Annotated in this window: 17 protein-coding genes and 1 tRNA gene; 8 read left to right on the forward strand and 10 right to left on the reverse strand. The window is 65.0% G+C overall.

Annotated elements, in window-relative coordinates; all coding sequences use genetic code 11:
• Positions 1-72: transfer RNA gene (locus tag AACZ17_RS13985), tRNA-Phe, on the reverse strand.
• A 152-nt stretch (positions 73-224) separates the two neighbouring features.
• Here AACZ17_RS13985 and AACZ17_RS13990 point away from each other — a divergent pair.
• The 3 genes from AACZ17_RS13990 (at position 225) to AACZ17_RS14000 (ending at position 2,404) form a co-directional block, all read left to right on the forward strand.
• Positions 225-518, forward strand: coding sequence for a DUF883 C-terminal domain-containing protein (locus tag AACZ17_RS13990; RefSeq protein WP_290741228.1), 294 nt, complete (start codon positions 225-227; stop codon positions 516-518).
• Entirely contained in the window at positions 515-1,027 is a 513-nt protein-coding gene (locus AACZ17_RS13995) for a hypothetical protein (protein WP_290741231.1), read from the forward strand. Before AACZ17_RS13990 ends, AACZ17_RS13995 begins: the two co-directional genes overlap by 4 nt.
• A 258-nt stretch (positions 1,028-1,285) precedes the next feature.
• On the forward strand, positions 1,286-2,404 hold the full coding sequence (locus AACZ17_RS14000) for an AI-2E family transporter (protein ID WP_290741237.1): 1,119 nt from the start codon (positions 1,286-1,288) through the stop codon (positions 2,402-2,404).
• Here the strand turns inward: AACZ17_RS14000 and AACZ17_RS14005 are convergent, their stop codons facing one another.
• Together AACZ17_RS14005 and mutY are read right to left on the reverse strand one after the other, a co-directional pair.
• Entirely contained in the window at positions 2,405-2,680 is a 276-nt protein-coding gene (locus AACZ17_RS14005) for an oxidative damage protection protein (protein WP_290741239.1), read from the reverse strand. It lies immediately after the preceding gene.
• 15 nt (positions 2,681-2,695) lie between these two features.
• The gene (mutY, locus tag AACZ17_RS14010) at positions 2,696-3,742 is read right to left on the reverse strand and encodes an A/G-specific adenine glycosylase (RefSeq protein ID WP_290741487.1); all 1,047 of its coding nucleotides are present in this window, start codon (positions 3,740-3,742) and stop codon (positions 2,696-2,698) included.
• Positions 3,743-3,844: 102 nt separating this feature from the next.
• On the opposite strand from mutY, the gene AACZ17_RS14015 reads away from it, so the two are divergent.
• Positions 3,845-4,714 carry an alpha/beta hydrolase gene (locus AACZ17_RS14015; RefSeq protein ID WP_290741242.1) on the forward strand — a complete coding sequence of 290 codons (870 nt, stop codon included), beginning with the start codon at positions 3,845-3,847 and terminating at the stop codon, positions 4,712-4,714.
• Positions 4,715-4,729: 15 nt separating this feature from the next.
• Here AACZ17_RS14015 and AACZ17_RS14020 read toward each other — a convergent pair whose 3' ends face one another.
• Together AACZ17_RS14020 and arsS are read right to left on the reverse strand one after the other, a co-directional pair.
• Positions 4,730-6,892: a bifunctional TVP38/TMEM64 family protein/FAD-dependent oxidoreductase gene (locus AACZ17_RS14020; RefSeq protein WP_290741244.1), complete on the reverse strand. Its 2,163-nt coding sequence runs from the start codon at positions 6,890-6,892 to the stop codon at positions 4,730-4,732.
• 49 nt (positions 6,893-6,941) lie between these two features.
• Positions 6,942-7,901 carry an arsenosugar biosynthesis radical SAM (seleno)protein ArsS gene (gene arsS / locus AACZ17_RS14025; protein ID WP_290741247.1) on the reverse strand — a complete coding sequence of 320 codons (960 nt, stop codon included), beginning with the start codon at positions 7,899-7,901 and terminating at the stop codon, positions 6,942-6,944.
• A 246-nt stretch (positions 7,902-8,147) separates the two neighbouring features.
• On the opposite strand from arsS, the gene hisB reads away from it, so the two are divergent.
• The 4 genes from hisB to hisF are packed head-to-tail and all read left to right on the forward strand — an operon-like array spanning position 8,148 to position 10,902.
• Entirely contained in the window at positions 8,148-8,741 is a 594-nt protein-coding gene (gene hisB / locus AACZ17_RS14030; protein WP_290741249.1) for an imidazoleglycerol-phosphate dehydratase HisB, read from the forward strand.
• Between the two features lie 5 nt (positions 8,742-8,746).
• Positions 8,747-9,397, forward strand: a complete 651-nt coding sequence (hisH, locus tag AACZ17_RS14035; RefSeq protein WP_290741252.1) for an imidazole glycerol phosphate synthase subunit HisH — start codon at positions 8,747-8,749, stop codon at positions 9,395-9,397.
• Entirely contained in the window at positions 9,391-10,125 is a 735-nt protein-coding gene (hisA, locus tag AACZ17_RS14040) for a 1-(5-phosphoribosyl)-5-[(5-phosphoribosylamino)methylideneamino]imidazole-4-carboxamide isomerase (protein ID WP_290741254.1), read from the forward strand. The genes hisH and hisA overlap by 7 nt, the downstream gene beginning before the upstream one ends.
• Before the next feature lie 3 nt (positions 10,126-10,128).
• Positions 10,129-10,902 (forward strand): imidazole glycerol phosphate synthase subunit HisF, encoded by a 774-nt coding sequence (gene hisF, locus AACZ17_RS14045; RefSeq protein ID WP_290741256.1) that lies wholly within the window; start codon positions 10,129-10,131, stop codon positions 10,900-10,902.
• Positions 10,903-10,912: 10 nt separating this feature from the next.
• On the opposite strand, the gene frdD is transcribed toward hisF, so the two are convergent.
• From frdD to AACZ17_RS14070, 5 genes are all read right to left on the reverse strand, one after another.
• The gene (gene frdD / locus AACZ17_RS14050; protein ID WP_290741258.1) at positions 10,913-11,257 is read right to left on the reverse strand and encodes a fumarate reductase subunit FrdD; all 345 of its coding nucleotides are present in this window, start codon (positions 11,255-11,257) and stop codon (positions 10,913-10,915) included.
• A 2-nt stretch (positions 11,258-11,259) separates the two neighbouring features.
• Positions 11,260-11,667, reverse strand: coding sequence for a hypothetical protein (locus AACZ17_RS14055; RefSeq protein ID WP_290741260.1), 408 nt, complete (start codon positions 11,665-11,667; stop codon positions 11,260-11,262).
• Positions 11,660-12,412, reverse strand: coding sequence for a succinate dehydrogenase/fumarate reductase iron-sulfur subunit (locus tag AACZ17_RS14060; RefSeq protein WP_290741262.1), 753 nt, complete (start codon positions 12,410-12,412; stop codon positions 11,660-11,662). Before AACZ17_RS14060 ends, AACZ17_RS14055 begins: the two co-directional genes overlap by 8 nt.
• Positions 12,409-14,181, reverse strand: coding sequence for a fumarate reductase (quinol) flavoprotein subunit (gene frdA / locus AACZ17_RS14065; RefSeq protein WP_290741264.1), 1,773 nt, complete (start codon positions 14,179-14,181; stop codon positions 12,409-12,411). The genes AACZ17_RS14060 and frdA overlap by 4 nt, the downstream gene beginning before the upstream one ends.
• 106 nt (positions 14,182-14,287) lie before the next feature.
• Complete coding sequence (locus AACZ17_RS14070; protein ID WP_290741266.1) at positions 14,288-16,072, reverse strand: SLC13 family permease; 1,785 nt, start codon at positions 16,070-16,072, stop codon at positions 14,288-14,290.
• Positions 16,073-16,091 lie beyond the last annotated feature (19 nt).

The following is a 16,091-nucleotide window of genomic DNA, read 5'->3' on the forward strand; positions in this document are numbered from 1 at the left end:
GCCCGGAGACAGAATCGAACTGCCGACACGGGGATTTTCAATCCCCTGCTCTACCAACTGAGCTATCCGGGCGTGTGCCATGGAGGCGAAGGTTGCGTATTTAACCCGCCCGCCGCCCGGGAGTCAAGCGCCGGCGCTCATCCTGATGCGCGGATGCAGCTGGTTGCTGTATGGGCTATCCTGAAGCGACGAAATACACGCTAACAACGCGAAAGGAATGCGCCATGGCAGAGTCCACAGACCAAAAGCCCTCGCAGCAGGAGATTGATTCCGGCAAGGAAGCGGCGCTGGCGGCCTACCAGAACCTCCTGGAGGCTCAGGAACACTTCCGCCAGGCGGCACGTTCTGCAGGCATGGATCTTAAGGAAGACGCCATGCAGCAGCTGCTTAAGGGCAAGCACAAAGCCGACGAGCTGGAGCGTGAGATGGAGCGCTATGTTCACGAGAAACCTCTGGCCACGATCGGCATCGCATTTTTTGCGGGCTTAGTGGTGTCCCGCCTGTTGTCGCGGAGTTGAGCATAATTTCCACAGGGCCCGCATCGGGGGCAGCCGAGCCGCAGCGCGATGACCCGGTCGGATCAAGGGCAGCGGCTGACCCGGAAGACCCGGAGGAATCCTCTGCGGGCACGCGCACGGGCGTCGAAGCCGAATTGCGCAATTGGCAGAAATTTCTTGAGCAAGCTGTCGAGGCGGGGAATCAGTTCTCCCGCCTGGTGGCGTTGGAACTCAAGCTCGCTGCGGGTGATGCCGGTCGCCTGATTCTCGTCGTGCTGGCAATCGTGCCGCTGGTCATTCTGGCTTGGCTGGGACTGACGCTGCTGTTGGCCTGGCAGGCCTATGCATCGACACAATCGGTAGCCCTCGGGCTTGCGGTTTTCACCTTGTTACAGCTGTTGACGCTAGGGTGGCTGTGGACAGCCGCGCGGCGCTATGCGAGAACGCTGGCGTTGCCTGTGACCCGGCGCCAGTTGCGGACCATGATGGGAGCGGATAATGGCGCTGAGTCGCAAGCAAAGAATCACTGAGCTACAGGCAGTCGAGGCTCGCTTGGTGGCCCGGTGCCAATCGCTGCAGGTCATTGGTAAGGCTCGCGTGGACTACCTGAGAGAGACGCACCCCGGCTGGTTGGTCGTCGGTGGCTTCGCTTCCGGGTTCATTGCGGAGCGACTGTTGGCGGCAGGTGCCGGAAGTTCTCTGGTATCCACGCTGCTTGTGCGTGGCTTCAGGCTGTGGCCGCTCCTGTCCAGGCGCGCCGCAGTCATGGCAAAAGAGTCGGCCACGACATGAGCGCAGAGGGTCGCTCTGCCAGCCTTCTGTCGCTGCAGGTGCTCGCAACGCTGGCGCTTCTTTACACCATTTATTTTGCCAAAAGCCTGCTCATGCCCGTTGTCGTGGCGCTATTTTTCGCCCTGCTGTTGAGCCCCCTGGTCAACGCGCTGAAGCGATTCCTCGTGCCTCGCTCGGTTTCCGCGGTGCTGATCCTTGCACTCATTGGTGGCCCGATGGCGTTGCTGGGCAGCCAGCTCGCCGAGCCCGCGCAGCGCTGGGCAGAGGCCATACCGCGGTTGGCCGACAAACTCTCGGACGAGGTGGATGACCTGACAAACAAACTGTCGTCCCAGGCCGAGGAGCCACCTGCGCAGGAGGAGAAAGGTTTCAGCTTTTTTGGCTTGTTCGACGGTGGCAACGAAAAGAGTGATGACAGCGAAAGCAGTGACCGCAACGAAGGGCGGGTCAGCGAGCGGCTCAAGCAAGGCGGGTTGGAGCTGCTGTTGACAACGCTGAGTGCTGCGCCGGTGGTGATCGCACAGCTGCTGACAACGGTACTGATGATTCTTTTTCTGTTGATTTTCGGCCCGCGCCTGTTCGCTGCTGCTGTGGAGTTTTTGCCGGTGTTCAGCGACAGGCGGGCATCAATGGAGCTTGTGCGCACTGTCCAGACAGAGTTGTCCCGATATATTCTCACGGTCAGCGTGATCAATGCCTGCCTTGGGCTTTCTGTTGGCACCATGCTCTGGATATTTGGTGTGCAAGATCCGCTGCTCTGGGGCGTGATGGTGGGTATGCTGAACTTCGCGCCGTATGTTGGCCCCCTGATTGGCGTTGTGCTGCTGGTCCTTGCCGGGGTGGTTCAATACGGTCTCGTTGCCTACGCCCTGCTGCCGGCCCTCGTGTACTTCAGTATCAATTTGCTGGAGGCGCAGGTCATCACGCCCCTGATACTGGGACGGAATATGCGCCTGAACCCCCTCATCATCCTGGTCTGGATTCTGGTTTGGGGCTGGCTGTGGGGCTTTGTCGGGGTATTGCTGGCCGTACCGCTGCTGGTCTGCATCAAGTTGGCTTTCGGGCAGACCGCCTTGTTAGGGCATTGGGTGCAGGTGATAGAGACTCGCGCCTGATCACTCGCCTGCCGGAGGTACATAGCCCTCCGCGCGGTCGTGTTCTTCGCCAGCAAAAAACTTGTCCATCTCTTCCTGCAGGTATTTGCGGGTGGCGGGGTCGATCAGGCTCAGCTGCTTTTCGTTGATCAGCATCGTCTGCTGCGCTTGCCATTCGCTCCAGGCCTTCTTCGACACATGCTCGAAGATCTCCTGCCCCTTGGGGCCGGGGTAGGGTGGTGCGTCCAGGCCTTCGAGGTCCTGCTGGTAGCGCTTGCAGAATACGGTTCTGGGCATGTGCTTGCTCCGCGGTTAGAGGCTCGCCAGCAACCGGGCAACGGGTGCGGCCAGGCCGATTTCGGGTGGTTGTTGCACGTTATACCAGAGCCGGTCACCGGCATCCATGATGGCCTCGGGCTGCGCGTCCAGTTGCGCGTACAGCGGCTGGATATCCAGGTGGTAGTGGCTGAACGTGTGGCGGAAGGCAGCCCCAGACTCCAGCGAGCGCGCGGCGTGGCCAAGCTGCTCCAGGCACCAGTCGGGGGCAACTTGCAATGAGGGCAGTTCGGGGAAGCACCACAGCCCGCCCCAGATACCGCTCGGGGGGCGTTGCTGCAGCAGTACATGGCCCTGTGTATCCCGCAGCACAAGGAACACGGTGCTGCGCACTGGCAGCGCTTTACGCGGTTTCTTGCCGGGGAAATCCGCCTGGCGACCCTGTGCCAGCGCGCTGCATCCCGCCTGTAGCGGGCACTCCGTGCAGCGAGGTCGGCTACGGGTGCAGAGCGTGGCACCCAGGTCCATCATCGCCTGGGTGTAATCGGCAACCCGCGCCTGCGGTGTATGTTTCTCGGCGAAGGCCCAGAGCTGGCGATGCACTGCGGTATCCCCGGGCCACCCGGCAACGGCGTGGTAGCGCGCCAGCACCCGTTTCACGTTGCCGTCGAGAATGGCGGCCCACTCTCCGAAGGCGATGCCGAGGATGGCGCCAGCGGTGGAACGGCCGATGCCGGGCAGGCCCTGCAGGGCCTCCAGACTGCGTGGAAACACCCCGCCATGCTCTGTGCACACCTGCTGTGCGGCCCGGTGCAGGTTGCGGGCGCGGGCGTAGTAGCCGAGCCCGGTCCACAGGTGCAGCACTTCATCGATGGGCGCCTCTGCCAGGGCCTGCACGTCGGGGAAGCGCTGCATGAAGCGCTGGTAGTAGGGGATCACCGTGCGCACCTGGGTTTGCTGCAGCATGATTTCCGACACCCACACCCGGTAGGGGCTGGTATCGTGCTGCCAGGGCAGGTCCTTGCGGCCGTGCTGGTCAAACCAGGCGAGAACCTGGTCGGCGAATGTGGGGTGTTTGCGCATCGGCCCAGTGTACTGCAGTTTGCCCTGCACCCCGCGCACAGGGCCGAATCGTTTCCTGTTGCGTAAACTGGACATGATGTATTCACGCAAGGGTCACAGGCCATGAAATTACTGCTTGCCGCGGTGGTCGCCGCCGCCTCGTTTACGGTGGCGGGATGCGGCGTGGTGCCCGGGCCGAAGCAGCCGGCCGCAGACATCCGGACCGTGGTGTACACGCCCCAGGACTGGCCCCAGCCGCTGGAGGCTGACCTGTATCTGCCCCAGGGGCAGGGTCCGTTCCCCGGCATGTTGCTGGTGCACGGTGGGGGCTGGGAGCGCCGCAGCCGCGATGATATGGACCGGCTGGCACGCTACTACGCGGGCCAGGGTTATGTGGTGCTGAACGCCAGCTACCGGTTTGCGCCGGAGGCAAAGTATCCGGCCCAGGTGTACGACCTGCAGCAGGCGATGCACTGGCTGCACCGGGAAGCCCCCGGCCTGGACCTGGATGTTCAGCGCATTGCTGCCTTTGGCTATTCCGCGGGTGCTCACCTGCTGAGCCTGATGGCGCTGGCGGCGGGCACTGGCGATGAGCTGGACAGGCCCTGGGGCGGAGCACAGACGCGTCCCGCCGCGGTCATCGCCGGTGGCTCGCCGATGGACCTGCGCAAGTTCCCGGGTGGCAAGCTGGTGCCCCAGTTTCTTGGCGGACGCCTGACGGAAATTCCCGAAACCTTTGCCGCAGCTTCACCGGTCACGCGGGTGCACGACGATGCGCCCCCCTTCTACCTGTTTCACGGTACCCGCGACACGCTGGTGCCCATCGACCACGCTGAGGAGTTCGCTCAGGCCCTGCGGGCGCAGGGCGTGGCGGTGGAACTGGAGCGGCTCGCAGCCCGGGGCCACATCCTCACGTTTCTGACCGCGGGCAGCGCCCTGCCCGCAGCAGATGCGTTTCTGCAGCGCTATCTGTCGGAACCCGCGCTACGGTAGGCAGCGTGAGGGCGCTTACGCGCTGCCGCCGCGCCGCCACTGATGGTAGCGCGCCACCCAGCGCAGTAGGCGTTCGGGTGCGTGAGCCTTCTTCCAGGCACCGGCGGCGTATTTGTTGGCCTCTGCGAGCGTCGGGTAGGTGTGGATGGTGCCGAGAATCTTGTTCAGCCCCAGGCCGTGGCGCATCGCCAGCACGAATTCCGCCAGCAGGTCGCCGCCCTGGGTGCCGACAATGGTCGCGCCCAGAATGCGGTCGCGGCCGGGCACGGTGAGCACCTTGACGAACCCGCGGGTCGCGCTGTCGGCGATGGCCCGGTCCAGCTCGGCGAGTTCGAAGCGGGTTACCTCGTGCGGTATGCCGCGGTCGATGGCCTCCTGCTCACTGAGGCCGACACGCGCGACCTCGGGGTCGATGAACGTGGTCCAGGGAATCACCGAATAGTCCACCTTGAAGCGCTTGAACTGCCCGAACAGTGCATTGACCGCGGCGTACCAGGCCATGTGCGACGCGGTATGGGTGAACTGGTAGGGGCCCGCGACGTCGCCGGCGGCATAGATGTTCGGGTACAGAGTCTCCAGGTACTCGTTGGTGGTGACGGTGCGGTTGCTGGGAATACCGAGCTCTTCCAGGCCGTAGCCCGTGAGTCGCGCCCGGCGACCCACTGAGACCAGCAGCTGGTCGAAGGGGATGGCGCGTTCACCACCCTGGTGCTCCACGATCAGGTGTTTCTCGCCGGCGACCTGTTCGCAGCGCAGTGCCGTGTGCCCGGTGAGTATCTCAACGCCGTCCGCGGCCAGTGCGTCGCGCGCCAGCGCGGCTACCTCGTGGTCTTCCTTCGGCAGGATGCGCGGCCCGCGCTCGACCTGCGTGACCCTGGCCCCCAGCCGGGCGAAGGCCTGGGCGAGCTCGGAGCCGATGGGGCCTCCGCCCAGCACCACCAGTCGCTGCGGCAGCGCATCCAGCTCGGCAAAGCGCTCCCACAGCGTATCGCTGGTGACGTAACCGGTATCCTCCAGCCCAGGCAGGTCGGGCACCAGTGGTGCAGCGCCGGCGGCGATGACAATCGAGCGCGTGGTCAGGCGTTGTGTGCCGCCGTCGTTGAGGGCGATGTCCACTGTCCAGGGATCGATAATCCTGGCGTAACCCTGCAGCACTTCAACCCCCAGACCGGTGTAGCGCTCGACGCTGTCGTGGGGCTCGATCTCGGCGATGATGCGATGCACCCGCGCCATCACCTCGCGAAAACTGAACTGCGGCTCGCTGGCGGTCAAGCCGTAGTCACCGGCGTGGCGCATCTGCTGTGCCACCTTGGCACTCTTGATCAGGGCCTTGCTGGGCACGCAGCCGTAGTTCAGGCAGTCGCCGCCCATTTTGTGCGCTTCCACCAGGGTGACCCTGGCTTTTACTGCCGCGGCGATATAGGCCGACACCAGGCCGCCGGCGCCGGCGCCAATCACCACCAGGTTGCGGTCGAAGCGTGCCGGTCGCTGCCAGCGCTTATACACGCGGCGGCGCTGTACGGCGGCGACCAGCAGTTTGGCGATCCACGGAAACAGGCCGAGCAGTACAAACGAGAGCAGCAGCGCCGGCGACAGGATGTCGCCAAGACGCTCAACGGCGGCCAGCTGCGTGCCGGCGTTCACGTAGACCGCGGTGCCTGCCAGCATGCCCACCTGGCTGACCCAGTAGAATGTCCAGGTGCGTAAACGGGTCAGGCCCATCAGCAGGTTGATGACGAAAAAGGGAAAAATCGGCACCAGCCGCAGGGTGAACAGGTAGAACGCGCCGTCGCGCTCAATACCGCGGTCAATGGCCTTCAGGCGCTCGCCGAAGCGCTGCTGCACGCTGTCGCGCAGCAGGAAGCGCGCAACCAGAAACGCGAGGGTGGCACCGATGCTGGAGGCAAATGACACCAGCAGCAGGCCGAAGCCCAGACCAAACAGGGCGCCGCCAGCCAGTGTCATGATGGCCGCGCCGGGTAGCGACAGTGCGGTGACCAGCACGTAAATGCCGAAGTAGGCCGCGGGTACGGCGACCGGATGCGCGTCCAGCAGCTGGGCAAACTGTGCCTGGCTGGCTTTCAGCTGGTCCAGGGTGAGGTAGTTATGCAGGCCCAGGGCAAAGAAACCCAGCACCAGGCCCAGCAGGGCCACAACAATCAAGAGCTTACGGCTCACGAGGGTTCTCCTTGGGGGAGCCGCACCGGGCACCCGGTTCTGGCCTGGGTCAGTTCAGGGCGCCACCGCAGCTGCTGCCCTGGCCGGCGGTGCAACCGTAGCAGTGGTCGGCGGTGCGTATCTCGCGGCCATCCAGTCCGCCCGTCAGCAGGCTGGCGAGCTGCGGCCTGCCCTCGTGGCCTGGCAGCGGCAGGTCTAGCTGCTGGTTGAAGTCGCAGTCGTACAGGTAACCCTGCCAGTCCACGCTCACCAGCGACCGGCACATGACACCCTCGAGGTTGCCGGGCTGATAGGCATCTTTCAGCAGCTGCATGTAGGCGGCAAACTGGCCCTTGGAAATCAGGGTGCTGCCAAAACGCTTGATGGGCATGTTGGCCAGCGTGAACAGGGCGTTGAATTCGATACCGAAATGCGCGCGCAGTTCCCGCTTGTAGTCTGCCTCCAGCGCCTGCTGGTTGGGCGGCAGGGTGGGGCCCAACGGGTTATAGACCAGGTTCAGCAGCAGACCACTGCCCGGTTGCCCATAGCCCAGGGCGTTGAGTGACTGCAGGGCGGCGATGCTCTTGTCGAACACGCCGTTGCCGCGCTGCTGGTCGACGTTGGCCGGCGAATAGCAGGGCATGGAGGCCACGATTTCCACCCGGTGCCGGGCGAGAAACTCCGCCATGTCTTCATAACCGGGTTCGCGCAGGATGGTGAGGTTGCAGCGATCCATCACCCTCACACCCTGGGCGGTGGCCGCGGTCACCAGGTCGCGGAAGCGCGGGTGCATTTCCGGGGCGCCGCCCGTGAGGTCGAGCAGCGACACGCCGCGTGCCTGCAATACCCGGGGTATGAGGTCGATGAGGTTGTCGCTCATCATCTCGGTGCGGGTGGGGCCGGCGTTGACATGGCAGTGCACACAGCTCTGGTTGCACAGGTAACCGAGGTTGACCTGCAGGGTCTGCAGCGCAGCCCGCCTGAGGGCGGGGAAATCGGTCGCTTCCAGCAGCGGCAGGGTGGCGTGCATGGGTGTGGAGTCCTTGTTCGATGGCGGCTTGTGGTGTTTGCGTGTTTCGTGTGCTGCCGCGACTGTTCATCAGTTGGTACGCGGCGGGCCTCGCCACAGTTTACCCGCTGCCCGGGATGCCCGCCTGTGGCCAACGCTGCCGCGGCACATCCGACGGTGAATTCGGCCCGGCTTTCTTCTATAATGGCGCGCTTTTCCGGGCCTGGCCCCGGTTCCCATCCGCCAGTGCAGGTTCTGGAGAATAGCATGTCTGAGCGCAAGGCGAGTGTGACTCGCAACACGCTGGAAACGCAGATCACCGCCACGGTGAATCTCGACGGTTCCGGTCAGGCGAAATTTGACACCGGTATCCCCTTCCTCGAGCACATGCTGGACCAGATTGCGCGCCACGGCCTGATCGATCTCGACATCCATGCCAGGGGCGATCTGCACATCGACGACCACCACACGGTGGAGGACATCGGTATCACCCTCGGCCAGGCTTTCGCCAAGGCGGTGGGCGACAAGAAAGGCATTGTGCGTTACGGCCACAGCTATGTGCCGCTGGATGAAGCGCTGTCCCGCGTGGTGGTGGACTTCTCCGGCCGGCCGGGACTGGTGTATCACATTCCGTTTACCCGCGCCTCCGTGGGCGGCTTTGACGTGGACCTGTTCCAGGAATTTTTCCACGGCTTCGTCAACCACGCCCAAGTCACGCTGCATATCGACAATCTGCGCGGTGAGAACACCCACCACCAGATCGAAACGGTGTTCAAGGCCTTCGGCCGCGCGCTGCGCATGGCGCTCTCGGCGGACCCGGCCATGGCCGGCATGATGCCCTCCACCAAGGGTGTGCTGTAACACCCGTGAGCGGTTCAGTGGCAGTGATCGACTACGGCATGGGCAACCTGCATTCGGTGGCCAGTGCGCTGGCGCATGTCGGCGCTGAACGCGTGGTGGTGACCCACGATGTTGAGCAGATCCGCGCGGCGGACCGCGTCGTCTTCCCGGGTGTGGGCGCCATACGCGACTGTATGGCGGAGATCCGCCGCCTGCGCTGCGACGAGCTGCTGCAGGTGGCCCTGACCGAGCAACACAAGCCGGTGCTGGCCATTTGTGTGGGCATGCAGGCGCTGATGAGCCACTCGGAAGAGAACGGCGGTGTGGACTGCCTGAACGTGATTCCGGGCACCGTGCGCCACTTTGGCCAGCCGCTGCACGACGTCGAAGGGCAGCGCCTGAAAGTGCCGCACATGGGCTGGAGTGAGGTTCGCAGAGTAAGTGAGCACCCACTTTGGAGCGGCATTCCGGATGCCACCCGTTTCTATTTCGTGCACAGTTATTACGTCACCGCTGCCGACCGCTCGCTGGTCGCGGGCAGCGTTGACTACGGCGTGTGTGCCGATGCGGCGCTGGCCCGGGACAATCTCTTTGCCACCCAGTTTCACCCGGAGAAGAGCCACACCGCCGGATTACAGCTGCTGCGCAACTTCATCCATTGGACACCCTCATGCTGATCATTCCCGCTATCGATTTGAAAGACGGCCAGTGCGTGCGCCTGCGCCAGGGCCTGATGGAGGACAGCACGGTGTTCTCTGATGACCCGCTGGCCGTCGCCCGGCGCTGGGTGGACGCGGGCTGTCGGCGCCTCCATCTGGTGGACCTGAACGGCGCCTTTGCCGGGGAGCCGGTTAACGGCGAGGTGGTGACGGCCATTGCCGCCGCCTGGCCCGAGCTGCCGATCCAGATCGGTGGTGGCATTCGCAGCCTGGAGACCATCGAGCACTATGTGCGGGCCGGTGTCAGCTATGTGATCATCGGCACCAAAGCGGTGAAGGAGCCGGCCTTTGTCGCCGAGGCCTGCCGCGCGTTTCCGGGCAAGATCATCGTCGGCCTGGACGCCCGGGATGGGCTGGTAGCGACCGACGGCTGGGCAGAGGTGTCCACGGTACTGGCCACGGACCTCGCCAGACAGTTCGAGGCCGATGGCGTGTCCGCCATTGTCTACACCGACATTGCCCGCGATGGCATGATGCAGGGTGTGAACGTGGAAGCCACACTGGGCATGGCCCGGGCCTCACGCATTCCGGTCATCGCTTCCGGCGGCATCACCAACCTGGAGGATATTCGGGCCCTGCAGGCTGTGGCACATGAAGGCATCTGCGGTGCCATCACCGGCCGGGCCATCTACGAGGGCACGCTGGACGTGGCCGAAGCGCAACGCCTGTGTGACACGGCGGCCTGAGCGATGGGCCTGGCCAAACGCATCATCCCCTGCCTCGACGTCGACAACGGGCGCGTGGTCAAGGGGGTCAATTTCGTCGGTATCCGCGACGCGGGTGACCCGGTGGAAATCGCCCGCCGCTACAACGAGCAGGGCGCTGACGAAATCACCTTCCTGGACATTACCGCCAGCCACGAGGGCCGCGAGACCACGGTCCACACCGTGGAGCAGATTGCCGAGCAGGTGTTTATTCCGCTCACGGTGGGGGGCGGCATCCGCTCTGTCGACGACATCCGCACCATGCTCAATGCCGGCGCCGACAAGGTCAGCATCAATACGGCCGCAATCCACAACCCGGAACTCGTGCGCCAGGCCTCGCAGCGCTTCGGTGCCCAGTGCATCGTGGTGGCGATCGACGCCAAGCGCGTGGCCGATGTGGACGGCCAGCCGCGCTGGGAAATCTTCACCCACGGCGGGCGCAAACCCACCGGTATCGATGCGGTCGCCTGGGCGGTGAGGATGGCGGAGCTGGGAGCCGGGGAAATCCTGCTCACCAGCATGGACCGCGACGGCACCAAAAACGGATTTGAGCTGGGTGTCACCCGCGCGATTACCGATGCTGTGGATATTCCCGTGATTGCCTCCGGTGGTGTGGGCAACCTGCAACACCTTGTCGATGGCATTCTGCTGGGCGGTGCCGATGCCGTGCTGGCCGCCAGCATTTTCCACTTTGCGGAATACACCGTGCCCGAAGCCAAGGCCTACATGGCCGAGTGCGGCATCGAGGTGCGTCTCTAGCGGCGCTGGATTACAGCGTGAACAGCCAGAAGGCACACAGGGCGCTGAGTGCCGTCGCCCCACCGTAGAAAACTCCTCCCAGCAGCCAGGTTGGCCCCGTGATATGCAGGTCGTGCAGGCCGTGATACAGACGGTGTGCGGTGTGGTACAGCGGCAGTGCTATCACGGCCAGCGTGGCCAGCCTCACCAGCGGGTGCTGCAGGCCGCTGTGCAGTGTGGCATAGAGCGCCTGTGGGTCCTGCACCAGCCAGGCCAGCAGCAGTGTGCTCACAATCAGCCCCGGGCCGATAAACGCCAGCAGCATGCCGCCGGCGCCGAACAGGGACCAGCTGATGGGCTCGTGGGAGCGGCGCATGGTCAGGCGCCCCCTGTCGGCCACAGCAGCCAGAGTGTGGCGACTATCAGCCCCAGGTTGCCGGCCAGCGCGCCGAGCTGGTGGGCACGCAACACATGCCGCGGATCAATGCGCAGGCGGTCGCTGTCGATGACCAGAATCTTTGGCACCAGTGCGACCCAGGTCACCGCGTGCAACAGGGCCGCCGCCAGCGCGATACCCTGCAGCAGCAGCCCTGCCGGCGTTTGCAGCCAGCTGAGCCAGGTGGCGAAAGCGGCCTCGCCACGGCTGAACTGGACTATCCCGGCGAGCAGCAGCAGGGTGTACAGCAGCAGGGGCAGCGCGGTGGCTTCCCGCAGCATGTAGCGGCGGTAGGCCGGGTTGCGCAGCCACCAGTTGCGGGGTTGTTGTGGCTGCCAGGGTTTACGCATCGCCCTTGCCTCGCAGCAGGCGGAACAGGTTGACCCCGTAGTTGATGTCCGATGCCACCTTGCCGCGGTTGATTGCCGAGGCCGGGTCCACATCCTTGGGGCAGACCTCCGAGCAGTAGCCGACGAAGGTGCAGCTCCACACACCCTCCTCCGCATTCAGCCAGGGCATGCGCTCGCTGCTGCCTTCATCGCGGGAATCCAGGTTGTAGCGTTGGGCGAGGGTGAGGGCGGCGGGGCCGAGGAACGCCGGGTTGCGACCGAACTGCGGGCATGCGGCGTAGCACAGCGCGCAATTGATGCATTGGCTGAAGGCGTGGTAGCGCGCCATCTGCGCCGGCGTCTGTGAGTGTGCTGTGTCGACGGGGGGCTCGCTGTGGCGTATCAACCAGGGTTTCACCGCCTCGATATGCTCGACCACGCCGCTGATGTCCGCCACGAGATCGCGCTCTACCGGCAGGTTGTCCAGCGCCCGGACCTCCAGCACACCGGCTTCGCGGTAATCGCGCAGGAAGGTCTTGCAGGACAGCTTCGGCTCGCCGTTTACCATCACGCCGCAGCTGCCGCAGATGGCCATGCGGCAGGACCAGCGGTGGCTCAGGGACGGGTCCAGTGCGTCCTTGATGTAGTTGAGGGCGTCGAGTACGGACATGTCGTCGCTACAGGGCACGGTATAGCGCTGCTCCCAGGGCTGCGTGTCCTGCTCGGGGCGGTAGCGGGTGACCGCCAACTCGATAGTGTCGCTCACCTGCCTGCCTCCCCGGTCGCCTTGCCACCGTAGTGCCGCTCGCCCGGCGCGGAGCGGGTGATGACCACGTCCTGCCAGCTGACCTCGGTGGCGCCTCCCTGCTGTTGCCTGGCCAGGCTGTGCCTGAGGAAAAGCGCATCGTTGCGCGCCGGGAAATCCTCCGGGCGCTGGTGGCTGCCGCGGGACTCCTGCCGCGCCAGCGCGGCGTGGCTCATCGCTTCGGCGACATCGAGCAGAAAGCCCAGCTCGATCGCCTGCAGCCATTCCGTGTTGAAGGCGTGGCTGCCATCCTTGAGCCCCAGCTGCTGGTAGCGCGCCTTGAGCTCGGCAATCTTCTCGACGGTCGCGGTCATTTGTGCCGGCACGCGGAAAATGCCGATGCCCGCCTCCATGGCGCCGGCCATTTCATCGCGCAGGACGGCGAGGCGTTCCGGGCCGTTTGCCCTACGCAACGCTTCCCGCTCGGCGGCCTGTGCCTCAGCCTGTGGCCGTAGACGTTGCGGGTCCACCGCCAACCCCTGTGCTGCGCGCTCTGCCGCCTGCTCCCCCGCCAGACGGCCAAAAACGCTCAGTTCGGCCAGCGAATTGGAGCCCAGTCGGTTGGCGCCGTGCAGTCCTACGCTGGCGCACTCGCCTACCGCATACAGCCCCGGTAGGCAGGTGGCGGTGTGTCGGTCGGTCTGAATGCCGCCCATGGTGTAGTGGGCCGTGGGGCGCACGGGAATGGGTTCGTGCACGGCGTCCACGTTGATATAGGTGCGCGCGAGGTCGCGGATGAAGGGCAGGCGTTCCTGGATGTGCTGTTCACCGAGGTGCCGCAAGTCGAGGTGCACCGCTGCGCCCCGCTCCGTGGCCACTGTGCGGCCCGCCTGCTCTTCGTGCCAGAACGCCTGGCTGAGCCGGTCCCGCGGCCCCAGCTCCATCTGCTTGTTCTGCGGCTGGCCCGGCGGCGTTTCCGGGCCCAGGCCGTAGTCCTGCAGGTAGCGATAGCCCTCGCGGTTGGTGAGCACACCCCCTTCGCCGCGTGCTGCCTCGGTAATCAGGATCCCCGAGCCGGGCAGGCCGGTGGGATGGTACTGCACGAACTCCATGTCGCGCAGGGGTACGCCCTGGCGGTAGGCCAGCGCCATACCGTCGCCGGTGACGATGCCGCCGTTGGTGTTGTAGCGATACACGCGGGCAGCACCGCCGGTAGCGAGAATAACAGCGGAGGCCGCAATCAGGGTCTGCTCTCCGCTGCGCATGTCGATGGCGAGCAGGCCCGCGCAGTGGCCATCCTCCACCAGCAGGTCGGTGCAGAAGTACTCGTCACAGCGACGAATTCCGGGGTACTTGAGCGATGTCTGGAACAGCGTGTGCAGAATATGGAAGCCGGTCTTGTCGGCGGCGAACCAGGTGCGCTCTATCTGCATGCCGCCGAAGGCGCGCACATTGATGCTGCCGTCCGGCTTGCGGCTCCAGGGGCAGCCCCAGTGTTCCAGACGCAGGTTCTCCTCCGTCGCATGGCGCACGAAATAGTCCACCACATCCTGGTCGCAGAGCCAGTCGCCCCCGGCCACGGTGTCGTCGAAGTGGGCGTCGAGGCTGTCGTGCGCCTGAATGACGCCGGCACAGCCGCCCTCTGCCGCCACCGTGTGGCTGCGCATCGGGTACACCTTGGACAGCAACAGGATGTCGAGGCCGGGGTTGCTCTCGGCCGCGGCGATGGCCGCGCGCAGGCCGGCTCCGCCGCCTCCCACGATCACGATGTCTGCCTGCTGCTGGTTCATGGCATTCGCGCCCCCAAGTACGCACAGCGCAGCTGCGCGCGCGTATCCCTGCATTCTCCCCGCTCGCCCTGCGCGATGCAATGCACTGCGGCCACCGCGCAGCAGGTTACTCTGTGGGCGGCAGCAGCGGCCAGCCGAGCAACAGTACCCCCAGGGTGACGGCACCGATAAACAGGTTCATTGGCAAACCCACTCGGAGAAAATCTGTAAACCGGTAGCCGCCCGGACCGTAGACCATCAGGTTGGTCTGGTAGCCCAGCGGCGTGGCAAAACTGGCCGAGGCAGCCATCATGATGGCCAGTACGAAGGGCACCGGGTCCAGGCCGCTGTTGGCGGCTACGCTGAGCGCAATGGGTAACATGAGAATGGCCGCCGCGTTGTTGGTGATGACTTCTGTCAGCAACGACACAGTGAAGTAGGTGAGCACCAGTAGCAGCCAGGGTCTGTCAGCCCCCAGGCTGATCAGGCCCTGCGCCAGGAACAGCGCGGCGCCGGACTGCTCCAGTGCTGCGCCCAGCGCGAACGATGCGCCGATGGTGAGCAACACCGTGAGATCCAGACTGCGCTCTGCCTGTTCCAGCGAGCAGCAGCCCGCCAGCAGCATGAGCAGCGCGCCGATCAAAGCGGCATTCAGCATGCTCAACAGGCCCGTGCCAGCCGCCAGTACAACGCCCAGGAGAATGCACCACGCCAGATACAGGCGATCATGCCGCGGTGGTTCGGTGGCGAGGTCGTTGACCAGCAGAAAGTCGCGGCTGTGGCGTTGTCGGGTGACAAAGTCTGGGCCCGCTTCCAGCAGCAGAGTGTCGCCTGCTGCCAGTTCCGTGCTGCCGAGGTTGCCGCGCACCCGTTCCCCGTTGCGGGCGACTGCCAGCACAGCTGCGCCGTAGCGGTCGCGAAACTGTGCGTCACGTATGGCCTGGCCCACCGCGGCGCAGTGCGGCGACACGACCACCTCCACCAGGCGCCGCTCGGCCCGGTCCCTGGGTGGTGCGGCCTCGGCAGTGACCTGCGTAGAGGGCACCACTCCGTTGATGCGCAGCAGGTCTGCAATCGCATCGGTATCGCCTGCGAATACCAGTCGGTCGCCGCCGTATAATGTCTCATCAGGGCCGACGGGCGAAATGACCTGCTCTTCGCGTTCGATCTCCACCAGGTACACGCGCACCAGATGCCGCAGGCCGGCCTGCTCCACGGTTTTGCCGATCAGTGGGCCGCCCGGGGCCACCGCGACCTCCAGTGTGAACTCGCGCAGGTTGGCGAAGGGCGCGTTGTCCCGCTGTTCCGGCAGCCAGCGGGCAAAGAACAGCCACATGAAGGCGGCACCTGCCAGGGCCACCGGCAGCCCCACCGCGGTGATGGCGAACAGGGAGAACCCTTCAGCGCCGGTCAGGCTGCGATACTGGCCGTTCACCACGAGGTTGGTGCTGGTGCCCACCAGTGTCAGCGTGCCACCGAGAATCGCGGCGTAGCTGAGCGGAATCATCAGCTTGGAGGGCGCGACATTGATGCGCCGTGCCCAGCTGTTCACGGCCGGAATCATGGTGGCCACGATAGGCGTGTTGTTGAGAAAGGCACTGAGTAGCGCCACCGGCGCAAACAGGCGCAGCATGGCGCCGCGCGCGGTGGTGGGCCGGCCCAGCAGGCGCTGCACAATCAGCTCTGCACCGCCGGAAGCCTGAATGCCACCCGCGACAACGAACATTGCGGCCACGGTGGCCAGCCCTTCATTGGCAAACCCCGCGAGTGCCTGCCCCGCACTGAGTACGCCGGTTGTCACCAGCACGGTGAGCGCACCCAGCATGACCACATGGGGGCGCAGTCGCGTGGCAATCAGCAGGGCGAGCACCACCCCCACCAAACCCAGTGAAAGCCAGCCCTGCCATACCATGATGTTGTCTCCGAAGAAG

This window comes from uncultured Haliea sp., assembly GCF_963973825.1.
Taxonomy (GTDB): Bacteria; Pseudomonadota; Gammaproteobacteria; order Pseudomonadales; family Halieaceae; genus Haliea.

Bases quoted from the DNA above. Each gene is read 5' to 3' on its own strand.
- AACZ17_RS13990 (WP_290741228.1), top strand. From the start codon at position 225: ATGGCAGAGTCCACAGACCAAAAGCCCTCGCAGCAGGAGATTGATTCC.
- AACZ17_RS14000 (WP_290741237.1), top strand. From the start codon at position 1,286: ATGAGCGCAGAGGGTCGCTCTGCCAGCCTTCTGTCGCTGCAGGTGCTC.
- AACZ17_RS14005 (WP_290741239.1), bottom strand. From the start codon at position 2,680: ATGCCCAGAACCGTATTCTGCAAGCGCTACCAGCAGGACCTCGAAGGC.
- mutY (WP_290741487.1), bottom strand. From the start codon at position 3,742: ATGCGCAAACACCCCACATTCGCCGACCAGGTTCTCGCCTGGTTTGAC.
- AACZ17_RS14015 (WP_290741242.1), top strand. From the start codon at position 3,845: ATGAAATTACTGCTTGCCGCGGTGGTCGCCGCCGCCTCGTTTACGGTG.
- arsS (WP_290741247.1), bottom strand. From the start codon at position 7,901: ATGCACGCCACCCTGCCGCTGCTGGAAGCGACCGATTTCCCCGCCCTC.
- hisB (WP_290741249.1), top strand. From the start codon at position 8,148: ATGTCTGAGCGCAAGGCGAGTGTGACTCGCAACACGCTGGAAACGCAG.
- hisA (WP_290741254.1), top strand. From the start codon at position 9,391: ATGCTGATCATTCCCGCTATCGATTTGAAAGACGGCCAGTGCGTGCGC.
- hisF (WP_290741256.1), top strand. From the start codon at position 10,129: ATGGGCCTGGCCAAACGCATCATCCCCTGCCTCGACGTCGACAACGGG.
- frdD (WP_290741258.1), bottom strand. From the start codon at position 11,257: ATGCGCCGCTCCCACGAGCCCATCAGCTGGTCCCTGTTCGGCGCCGGC.
- AACZ17_RS14055 (WP_290741260.1), bottom strand. From the start codon at position 11,667: ATGCGTAAACCCTGGCAGCCACAACAACCCCGCAACTGGTGGCTGCGC.
- frdA (WP_290741264.1), bottom strand. From the start codon at position 14,181: ATGAACCAGCAGCAGGCAGACATCGTGATCGTGGGAGGCGGCGGAGCC.
- AACZ17_RS14070 (WP_290741266.1), bottom strand. From the start codon at position 16,072: ATGGTATGGCAGGGCTGGCTTTCACTGGGTTTGGTGGGGGTGGTGCTC.